The 16,522-nt window shown below is 75.4% G+C and carries 12 protein-coding genes and 1 pseudogene; 9 read left to right on the top strand and 4 right to left on the bottom strand.

Annotation, left to right across the window (positions count from 1 at the left end; all coding sequences use genetic code 11):
• Window positions 1-264: 264 nt before the first annotated feature.
• Window positions 265-1,200 (top strand): heme o synthase, encoded by a 936-nt coding sequence (locus Q5761_RS01875; protein ID WP_318750973.1) that lies wholly within the window; start codon window positions 265-267, stop codon window positions 1,198-1,200.
• Window positions 1,201-1,567: 367 nt separating this feature from the next.
• On the opposite strand, the gene Q5761_RS01870 is transcribed toward Q5761_RS01875, so the two are convergent.
• The gene (locus Q5761_RS01870) at window positions 1,568-2,887 is read right to left on the bottom strand and encodes a COX15/CtaA family protein (RefSeq protein ID WP_318750972.1); all 1,320 of its coding nucleotides are present in this window, start codon (window positions 2,885-2,887) and stop codon (window positions 1,568-1,570) included.
• 397 nt (window positions 2,888-3,284) lie between these two features.
• On the opposite strand from Q5761_RS01870, the gene Q5761_RS01865 reads away from it, so the two are divergent.
• Entirely contained in the window at window positions 3,285-3,767 is a 483-nt protein-coding gene (locus tag Q5761_RS01865) for a hypothetical protein (RefSeq protein WP_318750971.1), read from the top strand.
• Window positions 3,768-3,961: 194 nt separating this feature from the next.
• Window positions 3,962-5,563 (top strand): hypothetical protein, encoded by a 1,602-nt coding sequence (locus tag Q5761_RS01860; protein WP_318750970.1) that lies wholly within the window; start codon window positions 3,962-3,964, stop codon window positions 5,561-5,563.
• 153 nt (window positions 5,564-5,716) lie between these two features.
• Here the strand turns inward: Q5761_RS01860 and Q5761_RS01855 are convergent, their stop codons facing one another.
• The 3 genes from Q5761_RS01855 to Q5761_RS01845 form a co-directional block, all read right to left on the bottom strand.
• Window positions 5,717-6,244, bottom strand: coding sequence for a cupin domain-containing protein (locus Q5761_RS01855; RefSeq protein ID WP_318750969.1), 528 nt, complete (start codon window positions 6,242-6,244; stop codon window positions 5,717-5,719).
• Between the two features lie 294 nt (window positions 6,245-6,538).
• Window positions 6,539-7,717: an alcohol dehydrogenase catalytic domain-containing protein gene (locus tag Q5761_RS01850; RefSeq protein ID WP_318750968.1), complete on the bottom strand. Its 1,179-nt coding sequence runs from the start codon at window positions 7,715-7,717 to the stop codon at window positions 6,539-6,541.
• Between the two features lie 89 nt (window positions 7,718-7,806).
• Window positions 7,807-8,868, bottom strand: coding sequence for a zinc-dependent alcohol dehydrogenase (locus Q5761_RS01845; protein ID WP_318750967.1), 1,062 nt, complete (start codon window positions 8,866-8,868; stop codon window positions 7,807-7,809).
• A gap of 133 nt (window positions 8,869-9,001) precedes the next feature.
• On the opposite strand from Q5761_RS01845, the gene Q5761_RS01840 reads away from it, so the two are divergent.
• The 6 genes and pseudogenes from Q5761_RS01840 (at window position 9,002) to Q5761_RS01815 (ending at window position 16,505) form a co-directional block, all read left to right on the top strand.
• Window positions 9,002-10,015, top strand: coding sequence for an alpha/beta hydrolase (locus Q5761_RS01840; protein ID WP_318750966.1), 1,014 nt, complete (start codon window positions 9,002-9,004; stop codon window positions 10,013-10,015).
• A 194-nt stretch (window positions 10,016-10,209) separates the two neighbouring features.
• Entirely contained in the window at window positions 10,210-11,238 is a 1,029-nt protein-coding gene (locus Q5761_RS01835; protein WP_318750965.1) for a CoA transferase, read from the top strand.
• Window positions 11,239-11,599: 361 nt separating this feature from the next.
• Window positions 11,600-12,508: pseudogene (locus tag Q5761_RS01830) on the top strand (AMP-binding protein); the annotation flags it as partial.
• A 131-nt stretch (window positions 12,509-12,639) separates the two neighbouring features.
• Window positions 12,640-14,211, top strand: coding sequence for an acyl-CoA synthetase (locus Q5761_RS01825; protein ID WP_318750964.1), 1,572 nt, complete (start codon window positions 12,640-12,642; stop codon window positions 14,209-14,211).
• A gap of 129 nt (window positions 14,212-14,340) precedes the next feature.
• Complete coding sequence (locus Q5761_RS01820; protein WP_318750963.1) at window positions 14,341-15,501, top strand: thiolase family protein; 1,161 nt, start codon at window positions 14,341-14,343, stop codon at window positions 15,499-15,501.
• Window positions 15,502-15,737: 236 nt separating this feature from the next.
• Window positions 15,738-16,505, top strand: coding sequence for a 3-hydroxyacyl-CoA dehydrogenase (locus Q5761_RS01815; RefSeq protein ID WP_318750962.1), 768 nt, complete (start codon window positions 15,738-15,740; stop codon window positions 16,503-16,505).
• Window positions 16,506-16,522: the final 17 nt, after the last annotated feature.

The raw sequence follows: 16,522 nt of genomic DNA, 5'->3' as shown, positions 1-16,522 counted from the left end.
TCGGTTTGTAGTCCGATGCGCCTCGGTTGGGAGCCGGAGGGTGAGCTTTTGGGTCGCATGGGTCCCGCCGGATGCGCTATCTTCTAATCGTCGGTCGTCCAAGGGTGACCCGGTCGCCGGCGCCCGGATGGCTCCGTCATCGGGAGGTCGGCGAGGTGCCGGTCTTGCGTCGGCGCGGGTGCTCGGCACCGGGACCGGGTCCCCGTGCGGTGGTGGACGTGAGCGGATCATGGGGTCGTTGCCCCCTGGGATGGAGGAGCCCCTATGAGCGTACCCGACAGCGCCGCGCTGGCGCGCGCGGTGCCCGCCAGCCGCAGCGAAACCCTGCGGGACTACCTGACCCTGATGAAGCCCGGGGTCATGCTGCTCGTCCTGGTGACGACCGCGGCCTCCATGTGGGTCGCCCTGGGCCAGGCACCGCATCCCTGGACGCTTCTGCTCACGCTGGGCGGCACCTTGCTCGCGGGCGGGGCCGCCGCCGCGCTGAACCACGTGCTCGATCGGGACATGGACGCGGCGATGCCCAGGACCAGCCGCCGACCCATCGCGGCGGGCCGTGTGCAGCCGATCCACGCCACGGTCTTCGCCATCGCCCTGGGGATCGCGAGCTTCGTCCTGCTCTACACGCAGGTCAACCCCCTGACGGCCTACATCGCTGTGGCCGGCCTCGTCTACTACGTCGGGATCTACACGGCGTGGCTCAAGCGCCGGACGCCCCAGAACATCGTCATCGGCGGGGCGGCCGGCGCCGTGGGCCCGTTGATCGGCTGGGCCGCGGCCACGGGCGAGCTCGACCTGGCCGCCGTCCTGATGTTCCTGATCGTCTTCTTCTGGACGCCGCCCCACTTCTGGGCCCTGGCCGTGGTGCTGCGCGACGAGTACGCCCAGGCCAAGGTGCCGATGCTGCCGGTGGTGGCGGGGGTGGAGGCCACCCTCCGGCAGATCTACGTCTACACCTGGGTCACGGTGGCCGCCACCCTGGCCACGGCGCCGCTGGGAGGGCTGCGTTGGATCTACGCGCTCGCGGCCGTGGGACTGGGGGCCCGCTTCCTGCGCATGGCGGCCAGACTCATGGCCCAGCCGAGCGACGCCCTCGCCCGCGCGTTGTACGGCTACAGCATCGTCTACCTGTTCGGCCTGTTCACAGCCATGGTCGTGGACGTCACGCTGCGGCAGGTCTGGGCGATGTTGTCCGGCTGAGGGTGCGGGTAGGGTCAACGTCCTCGATGTCCGCGCGCCGCGCCGCGGACTCGCGGGCGAAGGACGCTGGGCGTACTACGGCGGACTACGTCTGAGGCATGCCCGCTGGGCCCGCTGGCTCGGGGGGCGTACCCTCGGGTTCGGGGAGCGCGTCCCCTTCGGGGAAGCGCGTCCGCTGGGATGGGAAGCGCCCCCTGAGGCTTGGGCGTAGGGGCTTGACCGGGTCCGTAGCAGAGGTGCCGGTCCGTGGCACGGGCGCCGACGCCCATCGCAGCGGCTCGCAGCGCGGCGGCGGCCGGAGCGTCGCTGACGCTCCGGCCGCCGCCAGGCCCCGTGCCGGCATCGACCCGCCTTCCGCCGGCGGGCCCTACGCGCCCGCCGGCGCGCCCACCTCTCCGGCCGCCCCCGCCCGACCGGGTCCTCCTGCTCCGCCGGCGCGGGCCCCCGGTGCCGGCTGGCCGTAGGCGGCCACGGACCACCCAGGTCCGGCCACCTCCAGCGCCACGTGGCAGAGGACGGTGAAGAGCAGGGCCATCAGGCTGCTGTGCAACATGGTCGCCGGCAGATCGAGGCGGCTGAGCACCACGTACGCTCCGCTCAGCGCCTGCAGGACGGCGAGCACCGCGGCCCACGCGAGCCCGCGCGCCAGCGCCCCGCGCGGCGCCGCCGGGTTCGTCCAGGCGGCGGCGACGGGTTCCACCAGGGTCCCCGTCACCCCGGCAGCCCGGGACGCGGACCGCAGCGGCCTCCCGTCGGCGCGCCGCGCGACGCGCCGCGCCGCCACCGCCATGGCCACCACGGCCAGCACCAACAGGCCGGCCGCCAGCCGATGGGCCATCTGGATCGCAGCGGCCCCCTCCCAGGGCGCGCCGCAGTGCGGCCAGGCGGGACAGGCGAGGCTGGTCTGGGTGTGCCGGACGTAGGCCCCCGTGTAGACCACCCCGTAGGTGTAGGCGAGCAGGCCCCAGACGGCCCGGCGCCACCCGACCGGGATGGCCGCCACCTCCCGGGCGGCCCCGGCCCCCGCGTCGTGGCCGCGATCCGGGGGCTCGATGCCGTCCCCTCGCCGACGCCCGCCCACCGGTCCCGCGCCGGCGGCGTCACCGTACCGCGCCGCAGACCCCGACGGCGCCGCTGCCGCGGCCGGAGACGACGCAGCGCGCCAGACCCGGAGCCCGAGCAGGGCGACGGACGCGAAGGACACCAGCGAGATCCCGAAGTGCAGGGCCAGCACCGCGTCCGACTGCCCCCACAGGACCACCCCAGCCCCCAGTCCCGCCTGCAGGAAGAGGAACGCCACGGCCACCCCCGCCAGCCAGCGGGCGTCCCGCCGTCCGCCCAGCCTGCGGGGCGCGGCCCACGCCAGCGCCACCACCACCAGGGCCGCCACGCCGGAGACCACCCGGTGGCTGAACTCGATGACCGCCTGCACGGTCCACACCGGGGAGCCGCACAGCGGCCAGGACCGCCCGCACCCCTCGCCGGAACCGGTGGCGGTGACCAGGGCGCCGGCCACGACCACCAGGAACATGGTGACCGTGGCCACCGCCGCCAGGGCCCGCAACCATCCGGGCACCAGGGCGACCGCCCGGTTCGCCCCTCGATCGCCGCCAGCCCTCCCTGCGGCCGCCACCGCGGTCCGCCGGTCCCCGTGGGCCGACCCCTGCCGCACCTCCGTCCGCGCCACGAGCACGACCCTCCCCGGCACGGTCCTGCGCGGGGCCGGCGCGTCCCGCCGCGACGGACGGTGGCCGCCATCGCCCGGGATGCCCCCGTCGATCGCCCGGCGATGGGACGAACCGGCCCCGGCCGAAGCCAGGTCCAACGTAGCCCAAGGCGGGACGCCGCGCAATGCGGCCGCCGCCCGATCGGGCCGCCTCGAGGGTCGCCTTGGCCTACCTCGCCCGCAGGCATCGCGCGGTGGGCATGGCGCGGCGGGAATGGCGCTGCGCCCCCGTGGGCATGCTAGCCCGAGCCCCCGGGCGCGGGACGGGTCCGGGCGCGCGAGGGGCGGCCTCCGTCGTCTCCATGCCCCCTGCGCACCGCGGGGCCAGCCCAGGATCGCGAGGAGCTGACCGCAAGCCATGTCTCCCGTCCGTGGCGTGCCGACGGCCCGGGTCGTGGCCGCCGGCCTGATCGCCGGCCTGGTGCAGATCGCCACCGTCTACGTGCTGCAGCCCATCGTCGGAACCCAGCGCGGAACCTTCACCCGTTTCGTCGCCGACGGCCTCGGCATGGGCGACGGTCGCACCATGGCCCAGGCGGCCATGTCCCTGGGGGGCCTGGCGGCACTGCTGGTGGCGGCCGTCTTGTGGGCCTTCGTCTACCGCGCCGTCGCCCCCGCCGGAAATGCCGTGACCGGCATGGCCTTCGGCCTCGCCATCTGGCTGGCCGGTGCCCTGGTGGTGCTTCCCGTACTCGCGGCGGCCGGCGCCGCCCCGTCACCCGGGTTCCTGGGCACGGGCTTCTCCGGGGCCCGGAGCGCCCTGGTGGCGGCCATCGCCCACCTGGTGTACGGCGGCGTCCTCGGCTCCATGCTGGGCGCACCCCGCGGGGCGGAGACGTGAGTCCCGAGCGCCCCGGTGAGGCCGCCGCGCCTCCTTCGCACGCCTCCCCACCCCGGCGCGTATGCTACAACGACCCATCGCCGCGACCGTAAGCCGTGTCCCGAGGCCGCGCGCCGCGGCCCGGCGCTCCGACCGCCGGCGGACCGCGGTGACGGCCCTCGCCGGGATCCGCCGTGGGCCAAGGGGGGTGCGCCATGGACATCCTCGTCCACCACCGTCGCCGCTTCACCGTCGACCCCGCCGGCGCCGGGGGCTGGGCCGCCGTGCTCGAGCACCTGGGCCACCGCGTCCACCTGGGCCCCGACGGCCGCTACGCGGCCGTCGACTCGGCCCTCCACGGCCGCACCCTGGCCCTTCGCGTGACCGCGGCGTCACCCCACCCGAACCCGAGCACCGGGGCGACGGCCGCTGCGTCCGCGGGCCCCGTGCCCGCCGCCATCCGGCACGCCGGCGCCCGCGATCGCCTGCTCGCCTTGCTGGCCGCCACGCTCCGGGAGTCGGGTGCCGTGGTCTGGCTGGAGGAACCGGCCGCCGCCGGCCACAGCGGCGGCGCCGTGGTCCCGCCGGCGGGACGCCCCGAGGGACGCCCGGGCATGGCCGTCGACATCCTGATCCACGTGGCGCTGGACGACGTCACCCTCCGCGCCTGGCTCACCACGGCCGGGTGCCCGCCCTGGGCCGCGTGGCGTCTCGGGCGCCACCTGGCCCGCGCCCTGTGGCGCGCCGGCTGCGTCCCCGTCCGGCAGCGGCACCGGCCCGCCGCCCGCCTGCCCCGCACCCTCGGCCGGCCGCTCCCAGCGGAGGAGGCGGCCGGAGGGCGCGGCGACCGGGCAGCCGCAGGACGCGACGACCGGGCGGCCCCGGGGTGCGACGGACCGGCGGCCGCGAGGCCGCCCGAGGCGGCGCCGCCTGCGGCCTGGGCCCCGGACGCGGCAGAAGACCCGGGCCACGGCCCGCGGGCGGTCGCCGGCGCGGCCGCGCCGGCGACCGCCCGGGTCCTGGTGCCCCGTCTGGCCGCCACCCTGCGCGTGCCCGCCGCGTGGCCGGCGGAGGCGGTGGCCACCGCCCTCTACCAGGGGCTGGTGACCTTCTTCGGCGGGCCCGCCGATGCCCTCGTGCCCACGACAGACCCGGCCCGGGCACCGGACGGCCCCCTGCCGACCGCCCGCGCCACGGCCGGCGACCGACCCGGGTCCGCGGGCCAGGCCCCGCCGCAGCATGCCGCACCGCGGCAGGATCCCGCCGCCGGCGGCGACCCGGTCCCGCCGGGTTCCGAGGCCGCGCCGGACGCCGTCCCGCAGGCGGCGAACGAGGTGGGGGACGCCATGACCCCTCCCCCGCCCGCGCCCGGGCGGTCGACGCCCGCCGGATCGGACGCGCCAGCGGCCGACGGATCGGCCCCGGCATCCGAGCCTGGTGGGGATCCGGATACCGGGGCCGCAGCCAGCCACCAGGGCGATGCCGCGGCGGAGGCGCCGGCTCCTGCCTCGCCCCAGGGCTCCCCGGCGACCGCCGGTGCCGGAGCCAGCCGACACCGGGCCTCCCGATCGCGACCGGTGGCGGTCCCCGCCCATCTTCCGGCTGCCGCCATGCCGCCCGGTGCGGCATCCGGCCACGTCTTCGCCGCCCCGCGCCCGACCGGTGGCGCCCCGGGCCGTCCCGCGCCCCCGCCGGCGGCCCGTCCGTGGACGTCCTCGACCGGGCCGGGTCCGTCGGTCCCGGGGCGACCCCGACCCCACCCCGTGCCGTCCTTCGCCGTCGGCCGACCGCCGGGATCCCTGCAGCCCTTCCGGTGACTGCGCCCAAGCCGCCGGCCGTGAGCCGGCTTGCCCACCGCCAAGGCGGGGCACCGCGGATGCCCGCAGCGGCGCACCCCCCTCGCAGGCCCCGCCCGCCGGACCAGCGCCGCAGCCGCTCCCGGCGCCTGTGGGGCCACCGGCCGGGTGGCCTCACCCCTCGCCAGGGCCCCCATCCAGCGGCTGCGGCCGGTCCCGCTGCGCGTCGACCACGCACAGGAAGCCGAAGGGCTCCGCCCCGTCGCCGCCCCGGTGGCGGAACTGGTGGGGCGTCCGGGGCGGCACGTAGATCAGGTCGAAGGGACGCACCCGGTGGACCTCGTCGCCCAGCTGCACCTCGCCCTGGCCCCGCAGGACCAGGACCGCATGGATGTGCTGGTGGAGCTCCAGGCGCGAGTAGCCCCCCGGCCCCACCTCGAAGTAGCGCACCTCGAAGGACGCCGGGGTCGCCCCACCCGGCACCAGGGTGCGCCGGATCACGTTCCGGAACCGCGGGGCCGGCTCCTCGGGTCCCTGATAGACCTGGTCCGGGATCCCCTCCCAGCGGAAGGTCGTGGGGTCGAACCGGCGCACCCGCAGGCGGGCGAACTCCTCCGCCGACAAGGGCCGGTTGGCCGCGGGCGTCGCCGCCTCCGGGCCGAGGGCCGACCCGCGCTTCGTGCCGCCGTCCACGGCTGCCATCGCCTCGTCTCCCTCCTCCACCCGGCCGCCCCGTCATCCCGCCGCCAGGGGGCCCCGTCGGGGAGGTTCCGCGGGCCGGCCCCGCCGCTCCCCCGGCACCGCATCCCGGCCGGTCCCGCCCACCGGTCAGACCCCGGCGACCGTGGCGCGGCCGGCGGTTCCCCCGCGGTGCCGACGGCGCGGCGCCCGTCCCCCGGGCCGCGCCCTCCCCGCCCGCACCCCCGCGCGGTGCCGCACCCAACCGTTGCGAACCCCGCAGCCGCGCGTCGGGACGGGCGATCCGGACCCACCCCGTCAGAGCTCGACCACGACCTTCAGGGCATCCGGGTCCTTGACCCGACGATAGGCCGTGGCGACCTGCTCCAAGGGGTAGCGGTGGGTGACCAGCTCCGCGGCCGGGATCAGGCCCGCGGCCAGCAGCGCCAGGGCGTCCCGGGTGTCGTCGGGTCCCGCCGAGTAGGTGGGGACGAGCCGGATCTCGCGGAAGAACACGTCGTGTCCGGGGATGGCGGGGTCGCGCCCCGGGGCGGTGGGCGCGAACATCACCACGGTCCCGCCCGGACGGGCCGCGGCGATGCCCAGGCGCAACGGTTCCTCCCCCGCGGGCGAGACCAGCACCAGGTCCGCCCCCTCCCCCCATCGCTCCTGCAGCACCCGGGCGACGCCGGCCGGCTCAGCCGCCGCCGGGTGCGCGGGGGCACGCAGCCACGGCACGGTCCCGGGCAGCGCGGTCCCCGGCGCGGACGAACCGGCCTCGCCGTCCCCGACGTCGATCACCAGCGTCGCCCAGCGCCGCGCCGCCCAGGCCAGCCGGCCCGGCAACCGGTCGACCACGGCCCGCTCCACGGCCCCCCACGCCCGGGCCACCAGGCCCAGCACCTGCCCCATGAAGCCGGCGCCGATCACCAGCACCCGCGACCCCGGCCGGAACGCCGCCCGTCGCAGGGCGTGGACGGCGCAAGCCACCGGCTCCACCAGGACGCCCACCTCCCAGCCGGCGTCGTCCGGCAGGGGAAGGGTGTCGTGCTGCAGGACCTGGGGCGCCACCACCGCGTACTCGGCCATGCCCCCCGGGATCAGGCCGGCCCGACGCCAGACCGGGCAGTGGACGTAGTCCCCCCGTCGGCAGGCGGCGCAGCCCATGCAGGGCGCGTGGTGGTGGACGAACACGCGGCTGCCCACCCGGAGCCCGGGCGGTGGTGTCGTCCCGGGGCCCAGGGCCACGATCTCCCCGGCCGGTTCGTGACCGAAGACGAAGGGGCCCTGCCGGGCCTTCTCCGCCACGTACCAGTCCAAGAGGTCGCTGGAGCAGATGCCGCACGCCCGCACGCGGACCAGGGCCTCGCCCGGTCCCGGCCGCGGCACCGGCATCCAGGCCACCTCGACACGGCCCCCGGCGTCGAGGCGCGCCACCCGCATCCGCTCTGGAAGGGGCGGCGACACGGAACCGTCGGGGCGCGCAGGTTCGGGCATCGAAGCAGGCCTCCCTCCACCCAGAGGGCTTCCATACGGCGCGGGCCCCGGTTCGCGGACCTCGGTTCGCGGGGTCCGCGGGGAGGACCCTACGCGTCGCCGCCGCCCGGGCCGGGTTCGTCCCCATCGGGAACCAGGGCCACCTTGATGGCCTCCCCTCGATCCAGGGCCTGGAACACCGCGGGCAGCTGGGCCAACGGCCGGCGGTGGGTGATCAGCCGCGCCACGGGCAGCCGCCCTTGGGCCAGCAGCCCGTAGGCCTCGCGCACATCCGCCGGGGTGTAGTGGAAGGAGCCCAGTAGATCGACCTCTTCGTAGTGGAGGCGGTAGGCCTCGAAGTGGACCCAGGTGCCCCCCGCCAAGCCGCCGAAGAGCAGGACCCGGCCCCCCGGCCGCACCCACTGGGCCGCCGCCTGCCAGCCCTCGGCCCGGCCGGTGGCCTCGATCACCGCCGCCGGCCCCTCGCCGCCGAACAGCGCCTGCACCCGGGGCGCGGCCTCCTGGGCGGCGGCCCTCACGGTCTCCGTGGCGCCGACCTGGCGGGCCAGCTCGAGCCCCGCCGGGCGACGCCCCACCACGACCACCCGGGCCAGCCCCAGCGCCCGGGCCACCATGACGTGCAGCAGCCCGATGGTGCCGGTGCCCAGCACCACCACCTCGGGCGGCTTGCCCAGGCGTCGCCACCCGCGCACCACGCAGCTCAGCGGCTCGAGGAAGGCCGCCTCCTCGAAGCTCAGGTGGTCGGGCTTGGGGAACAGGTGCCGGGAGACCACCGGGGCCGGCAAGCGGATGAATTCGGCATACGCGCCCAGGGCCATCCGTTCGGGCTCGAACAGCCGCTGGCAGAGGTTCTCCTGCCCGCGGCGGCAGGGCGGGCAGGCACCGCAGGGGGCGGTCGGCACCCACATCACGGGATCGCCCGGCCGGAAGCGCCGGACCCCCTCGCCGACGGCGTGGACGACGCCCGACGCCTCGTGGCCGAAGGGACCGGGCACGGGCAGCCGGGCGTGACCGCGGCGGAAGGTCTTGAGGTCGGTGCCGCAGGTCAGGGCGCGACGGATCCGCACCACCACCTCCCCCGGCCCCGGTTCCGGCACGGGGACCTGGCGCACGGTGAGCCGGCGGATGCCGGCCAGGTATCCTTGCAGCAACGGCGACCCTCCATCCGCCTGGCGCTGGCGGTCGCTGCCGCCTTCGTGACTAAATTAGAAGGTACCACAACGGGCGGACCCGCCCCGAGCCGGCGGTGGCGAGGCGGTCCGCCCGCCCACGAGGTGATCCGCCGTGCACCGCTCCGTCCATCCGCCGTTCCAGCCCGTCGAGCTCCGCCATCGCAGCCGGGTGCTGGAGGGAAACCCGTGGGACGACCCCGTGGAGCGCTCCCTGTGGGTCCTGGTCCCGCCCGACGGGCTCCCGGCAGAGCCGGTGCCCTGCATCTGGCTGCTGGCGGGCTTCGGCGGCACCGGCGCCCGCCTGCTCAACTACGACCCCTGGGAGGAGACCCTCCCGGAGCGCCTGGGCCGGCTCTACGCCCAGGGGCGCGTCGGCCCGGTGGTCGTCGCCCTGCCGGACTGCTTCACCTACCTGGGCGGGAGCCAGTACCTCAACTCGCCGGCCGTCGGCCGGTACGAGGACTACCTGGTCCAGGAGCTGGTGCCGCTGGTCGAGGGACGCTACCGCGTCCGCGCCCACGGGATCGCGGGCAAGTCGTCGGGCGGCTACGGCGCCCTGGTCCAGGCGGCCCGCCACCCCGAGGTCTTCCGGGCCTGCGCCTGCCACGCGGGGGACATGGCCTTCGAGTACTGCTACCTCCCGGACTTTCCCAAGTTCCTGCGGCACGTCCACCAGCTCGGCGGGCTTGACGCGTACATGGCGGCCTATCGCCAGCTGCGGGACCGCGGCGAGGAGCCCGGCGGCCCCTGGCGCAGCTCCCTGAACGTCCTGGCCATGGCCGCCTGCTACTCCCCCGACCCTGCCGAGCCCTACGGCATCGCCCTGCCCGTGGAGCTGGAGACCGGCGCCCTGCGGCCTGCGGTCTGGGATCGCTGGCTGGCGATGGACCCGGTGCGGATGGCCCCCCGGATGGCGGAGGCCCTGCGGCGCCTGCGGCTGGTGTACGTGGACTGCGGCCGCCAGGACGAGTTCCATCTGATCTGGGGAGCGCGTCAGCTCCACCGGGCCCTGGAGGGTCTGGGCGTCCCCCACCGCTATGAGGAGTTCGACGGCGGTCACTTCCGCATCGCCCACCGGTACGACGTCTCGCTGCCGCTGCTCTACCGGGCGCTGGTCGAGGCCTGAGGACCGGCCGGAGGGCTGACCTGAGGCCCAGCCGCCGGCCCGCCGCCGGGGGTGCGGCCGCCGGCGGCGGGCCGCGACCCGCGCCCACCGCCGGCGGCGGTCCGGCGACCGCCGCCGGCGGGAAGGACGGCGGGCGCCTGCGGCGAAATCCGGGAGCACCATCTTCGCTGGCGACGCGATCGGGGGTGCCGGGCATGGTCGCCGCCGCCCGCCGCCCATGGACCTCGCCGCCCTGTCCCCTGCCGCTCGGGGGCTGCCGGGTGGTCAACCTCGCCCTCAACGTGCCGGGTCCCGTCGCCGCAGCCCGGCTACAGGCCCTGGGCGCCACGGTCGTCAAGGTCGAGCCCCCGGGCGGGGATCCCCTGGCCGCCGTCGCCCCGGCCTGGTACGCGCAGCTGACCGCCGGTCAGGAAGTGCGCACCCTCGATCTCAAGACGCCCCGCGGCCGGGAGGCGCTGGAGCGGCTGCTGGCCGACGCCGACCTCCTGCTCACCGCCCAGCGTCCGGCAGCCCTGGCGCGGCTGGGGCTCGCACCCGCCGAGGTGGGCCGCCGGTTTCCCCGCCTGGCCTACGTGGCCATCGTCGGCTACCCGCCGCCCCGCCAGAACGAACCCGGCCACGACCTGACCTACCTGGCGGAGGCCGGCCTGCTGGAGCCGCCGGTCCTGCCCCGCACGCTCATGGCCGACCTGGCCGGCGCCGAGCGGGCGGTCAGCGCAGCCCTGGCCCTGCTCCTGGGGCGGGAACGGGGGCATGCGGCGCGCTACGCCGAGGTCCCCCTCGCGGAGGCCGCCGCCGACTGGGCGGCGCCCCTGCGCCACGGCCTTACCGCCCCCGGGGGCGTGCTGGGAGGCGGCTTGCCGCTCTACCGCTGCTACCCCGCCCAGGACGGGTGGGTGGCGCTGGCCGCCCTGGAGCCCCACTTCGCGCGGCGCCTGCTGGAGGCGCTTGGCGTCCGGGCGACTCGTGGGGGGCGCGCTGGTGCCGACACCGGCTCGGGCGGCGGCCGCCCGGTGCCGGAGGACGCGCCACCCGCGGAGGACGCCCGGCCATGGGCGGACGCTCCGCCATGGGAGGACGCCCGGACGTTGGAGGCCTTCCTGGCCGACGTCTTCCGGCGGCGGCCGGCCCGTGAGTGGGAGGACTGGGCCCGGGAGCGGGACCTGCCGCTGACGGCGGTGCGGGCCGTTCCCCGGGCCGGCGACCGGCCTGCAGGGGGGTGATGGTCCCGCCGCAGCGTCCACGACGCCACGGGTCGGGTCGACGGCGCAACCGGTAGGGCAACCGGTCGGTCGGACGGAGGGGTCGGATGCGCTGGGGGATGCAGGGTGGGAGTCGCCGCCGGGCATCGCGGCGGCCGCCGCGGGGGCGGGGGGCGGGCCGCGGGGGGCCGGTTCTTCCGGACGAACCCGGCCCGTCGGCCCCGCCGCGGGCGACGGCGGCCGGCGGCCGGGCGACGCCCCCAAAGCCCGCGGCCGCCAGGGCCGCGGCCGTCGATCGTGCGGGAGGGGTGCTGCATGCGCGGACTGATGCTGGATTACCAGCTGACGATCCCCGCCATGTTGCGGAGGGCGGAGCAACTGTTTGGCAGCAAGGCGATCGTCACCCGCCTGCCGGACAAGAGTTTTCATCGCTACACGTACGCCGTACTTCGTCCGCCGGGCCAAGCAGGTCTTCCCCGGCCCGCACCTCGATCCCGGCAGCCTTCTGGAAGACCTGTCCCAGGAGCGGGTCACCCTGACCGCCGGCGTCCCCACCATCTGGCTGGGCATCCTCCAGGAGCTGGACCGGAATCCGGGCCGCTGGGACCTCTCCAGCCTGCGGGCCATGGTGGTCGGCGGGTCGGCGGCCCCGCGGGGCATGATCCAGGCCTTCCAGGAACGCCACGGCCTGCGGGTCGTCCACGCCTGGGGCATGACGGAGACGACGCCCCTCGGCACCGTGTCCACCCTCACCCCCGAACTGCAGGAGGCGCCGGCGGACGTCCAGTACGACTACCCGGCGAAACAGGGTCGACCCGTCCCCTTCATCGAGATCCGGGCCCGCAACGACCAGGGCCTGGTCCCCTGGGACGGGCAGACCATGGGCGAGCTGGAGATCCGCGGTCCCTGGGTGGCGTCGGCCTACTTCGAGGCCCCGGAGGCGGGCGATCGCTGGACGGACGACGGCTGGCTCCGCACGGGCGACATCGTCACCATCGACCCCCAGGGCTACATCGAGATCAAGGACCGCGCCAAGGACCTGGTGAAGTCGGGCGGCGAGTGGATCAGCTCGGTGGCCCTGGAGAACGAGCTCATGGCCCACCCGGCCGTGGCGGAGGCCGCGGTGATCGCCGTCCCGCACCCCAAGTGGCAGGAGCGCCCGCTGGCCGTGGTGGTGCTCAAGCCGGGGCAGTCGGCCACCAAGGACGAGCTGCTCGACTTCCTGCGCCCCAAGTTCGCCAAGTGGTGGCTGCCGGACGACATCGTGTTCGTCGACCAGATCCCCCGTACGTCCACGGGGAAGTTCCTCAAGCAGGCCCTGCGCGAGCGCTTCCGCGACCACCTCACGAAGGAGACCGCCAGCTGGGACACGGTGCCCTCAGCGGCCCACGACCTCGACCCAGGAGGAAGGAGTGAACCGGCATGCTCGCCCCCGACCCCCGCATCCGCCGGGCACTGCGGAACACCATCGGCGACGCCTTGCGCCGCTCGGTGCGGAAGAATGCCCACAAGGAGGCGATCCGCTTCGGGGAGCGCCGGTGGACGTACGCCGAGCTGGACGCGGCCGTCAACAAGCTGGCCCATGCCCTGCTGGCCCGCGGCCTGGCCAAGGGCGACCGGCTGGCCGTCTACGGCCGCAACTCGGACATCTACGTCCTCGCCTGGCTGGCCTGCGCCCGGACCGGCATCATCCACGTGCCGATCAACTACATGCTGACGGGGGAGGAACTGGTCTACATCGTCAACCAGTCGGGCAGCCGGGCGCTGTTCTACGACGCCGACCTGGCCCCCCAGGTGGAGGCGGTGCGCGAGCGGGTCGGGGCGGCCATCACCGGCACGCTGGAGGAGCTGCTGGAGGCCGCCCTGGACCCGGCCGGTAACGGGGAGGAGCCGGAAGCCGAGCTGGACGAGACCGACGTCGTCCAGCTGCTCTACACCTCCGGCACCACGGCGGCGCCCAAGGGCGCCATGATGACCCACCGCGCCCTGCTCGCCGAGTACGTCAGCTGCATCATCGAGCTGGACCAGAGCCCAGAGGATCGCAGCCTCAACGCGCTACCCCTCTACCACTCCGCCCAGATGCACGTCTTCCTCATGCCCCAGCTCCTGGTGGGAGCCACCAACGTGATCCTGCCGGCGCCGGCGCCGGAAGCCTGCCTCCCGCTGATCGAGCGGGAACGGATCACGTCGATGTTCGCGCCGCCCACGGTGTGGATCAACTTCCTCCGCCACCCCGACTTCGACCGGTACGACCTCTCCAGCCTCCGGAAGCTGTACTACGGCACCTCCATCATGCCCGTGCCAGTCCTGGAGGAGCTGCGGCGGCGCCTGCCCGGCGCCCGTCCCTACAACTACTACGGCCAGAGCGAGATCGCACCCCTGGCCACCGTCCTGCGCCCGGAGGAGCACGACGCGCGGCCGGCCTCGGCAGGCCGGCCGGTCTTCCACGTTGAGACTCGAGTGGTGGACGAGGCGATGCGGGACGTGCCACCAGGAGAGCTGGGGGAGATCGTCCACCGCTCGCCCCAGCTGCTGGTGGGCTACTGGGACAAGCCCGAGGAGACCGACGAGGCCTTCCGCGGCGGCTGGTTCCACTCCGGCGACCTGGGCTATGTGGACGAACAGGGCTACCTGTACGTGGTCGACCGCCTCAAAGACGTGATCAACACCGGCGGCGTGCTGGTAGCCAGCCGCGAGGTGGAGGAGGCCCTCTACACCCACCCGGCGGTGTCCGAGGTGGCGGTCATCGCCTTGCCCGACCCCAAGTGGATCGAGGCGGTAACGGCGGTGGTGGTGCTGAAGCACGGGGCGACGGCCACCGCCGAGGAGCTGATCGATCACGCTCGGCAGAGGCTGGCGCCCTTCAAGGTTCCCAAGCGGGTAATCTTCGTTGACGACCTGCCCCGCAACGCCTCCGGCAAGATCCTCAAGCGGGAGCTGCGGGCCCGCCTGGCCGGTGAGGTGCCGGGAGCGGGTCCGGGCGCCCGAACCTGAGGCCGCCAAGCAACCCATCCCGGATGGGGCTTGGGCAAAGGAACCAGTGGGGACCGACCACGGCCAAGGCTTCGCAAAATGGCTCGCTTCAGCCCCTTGGCCGCCAGTTCCACACGGGGAGGGTTAACCGTGGGAGAACCCGTGATCGTCGAGGCGGTCCGCACGCCCTTCGGCAAGCGCGACGGCGTCCATCGGGCGACCCGACCCGACAAGCTGCTGGCCCTGGCCCTGCGGGGGCTGCTGGACCGCACGGGGCTCGACGCCGGGGCGGTGGACGACGTGGTCACCGGCTGCGTCACCCAGACGGGCGAGCAGGGTGCCAACGTCGGGCGGCTGGCCGTGATGCTGGCCGGGTTCCCGGTGACGGTGCCGGCGGTCAGCCTCAACCGCATGTGCGGCTCGAGTCAGCAGGCGATCCACTTCGCCGCGCAGGCCATCGCCGCGGGCGACGCTCGTTTCGTGATCGCGGCCGGCGTCGAGAGCATGACCCGGGTGCCGATGTTCAGCGACATCCGGGGCGGCTTCGAAACGCTGAACCCCGAACTGCGGAACCGCTACGAGCTCATCCACCAGGGCGAAAGCGCCGAGCGCATCGCCGAGAAGTGGGGCATCTCCCGGCAAGAGGCGGACGAGTACTCCGCCGAGAGCCACCGGCGGGCTAGCGCGGCCGCCCGGGAGGGGAGGAACCGGGAGATCGTGCCCGTGGAGGGCCTGGACCCGGAGGGCCGCCCCGTCACCGTCACCCGGGACGAAGGCATCCGCGACCGGGTCGACCTGGGGCGCATGGCCGCCCTGCCCCTGGCCTTCCGGCCCCAGGGCCAGGGCATCGTCACCGCGGGCAACAGCAGCCAGATCTCCGATGGGGCGGCAGCGGTGCTGGTGGCGGATCGCGAGGCGGCACGGGCCGCGGGCCTCCGCCCCAAGGCCCGCTTCCGGACCCGCGTGGTGGTAGGCGACGACCCGACGATGCAGCTGACGGGGGTGATCCCGGCCACGCGGTTGGCCCTGGAGCGCGCCGGCCTCACCATCCGCGACATCGACTGGATCGAGATCAACGAGGCCTTCGCCACCGTGGTGCTGGCCTGGGCCCGGGAACTGGGCCCGGACATGGAGAAGGTGAACCCCTGGGGCGGAGCCATCGCCCACGGGCACCCCCTGGGGGCCACGGGGGCCGGATTGATGGCGAAGATGCTGGCGGGGCTGGAGGCCACGGGAGGCCAGTTCGGCCTGCAGGTCATGTGCATCGGGCACGGCATGGCCACGTGCACCATCATCGAGCGGCTCGCGTAGCGGCACCCACGTCAGGCGACACCAGTGGCTGCGCTGGTGCAGCGACGGGGCAGCGGCGACGAAGGATGGGCAGCGGGACCACCAGCCCAACCCACCCCCCACCCCGCCGGGCTCGCCGGCGTCCGTCCGCCCGCGGGCCCATCCCACGGGCGGGTGGTCGCCCCGGGAAGGGGCGGCTGAAGGGTAGAGGGGCAGAGAACGGGCGGGATGAACCTTGCCGGAGAGGAGGTCCGTCCTTGGAGGTTCAGGGTGCCACGTTCCTCGTGACCGGCGGCGGCTCCGGCCTGGGTGCGGCCACCGCCGAGCTGCTGGCCGAGGCCGGCGGTCGCGTGGTGATCGCCGACGTCAACCGTCCGGCCGGGGAGGCGGTGGCCGCGCGGCTGGGCGAGCACGGCCGGTTCGTCCCCACCGACGTGACCGACGCGGAGAGCGTGCAGCAGGCGGTCCGGACGGCCGTCGACGCCTTCGGCGGTTTGCACGGCGTCGTCAACTGCGCCGGCATCGCCATCGCGGAGAAGGTCTTGGGCCGGGAGGGGCCCCACGACCTGGACCGGTTCCGCCGCGTCATCGAGGTCAACCTGGTGGGAACCTTCAACGTGATCCGGCTGGCGGCGGCGGTCATGGCCCAGCAGGAGCCCAACGCCGAGGGCGAGCGCGGCGTCATCGTGAACACCGCTTCGGTGGCGGCCTTCGACGGCCAGATCGGCCAGCCGGCCTATTCGGCCTCCAAAGGCGGCGTGGCGGCCATGACCCTCCCCATCGCCCGGGAGCTGGCCCGGCACGGGATCCGCGTCGTGGCCATCGCGCCAGGCATCTTCGACACGCCGATGATGGCGGGGCTGCCGGAGCCCGCCCGCAAGTCCCTGGAGCAGCAGGTCCCCTTCCCGCCCCGCCTGGGCCGACCGCGGGAGTACGCCATGCTGGTCCGGCACATCGTCGAGAACCCGATGCTGAACGGCGAGGTCATCCGGCTGGACGGGGCGCTGCGGATGGGGCCGCGCTGAGGCGCGGCCCCATCCGG

It is taken from the genome of Thermaerobacter composti (assembly GCF_033582035.1).
Lineage (GTDB): Bacteria > Bacillota > Sulfobacillia > Thermaerobacterales > Thermaerobacteraceae > Thermaerobacter > Thermaerobacter composti.
Note: the sequence above shows the minus strand (reverse complement) of the source record. Positions and strands in the feature narration are given on the sequence as shown.

What these genes read in the sequence shown, in the direction of transcription:
- Q5761_RS01875 (WP_318750973.1), top strand. Translation starts at nt 265, where the DNA reads ATGAGCGTACCCGACAGCGCCGCGCTGGCGCGCGCGGTGCCCGCCAGC.
- Q5761_RS01865 (WP_318750971.1), top strand. Translation starts at nt 3,285, where the DNA reads ATGTCTCCCGTCCGTGGCGTGCCGACGGCCCGGGTCGTGGCCGCCGGC.
- Q5761_RS01860 (WP_318750970.1), top strand. Translation starts at nt 3,962, where the DNA reads ATGGACATCCTCGTCCACCACCGTCGCCGCTTCACCGTCGACCCCGCC.
- Q5761_RS01855 (WP_318750969.1), bottom strand. Translation starts at nt 6,244, where the DNA reads ATGGCAGCCGTGGACGGCGGCACGAAGCGCGGGTCGGCCCTCGGCCCG.
- Q5761_RS01850 (WP_318750968.1), bottom strand. Translation starts at nt 7,717, where the DNA reads ATGCCCGAACCTGCGCGCCCCGACGGTTCCGTGTCGCCGCCCCTTCCA.
- Q5761_RS01835 (WP_318750965.1), top strand. Translation starts at nt 10,210, where the DNA reads ATGGTCGCCGCCGCCCGCCGCCCATGGACCTCGCCGCCCTGTCCCCTG.
- Q5761_RS01825 (WP_318750964.1), top strand. Translation starts at nt 12,640, where the DNA reads ATGCTCGCCCCCGACCCCCGCATCCGCCGGGCACTGCGGAACACCATC.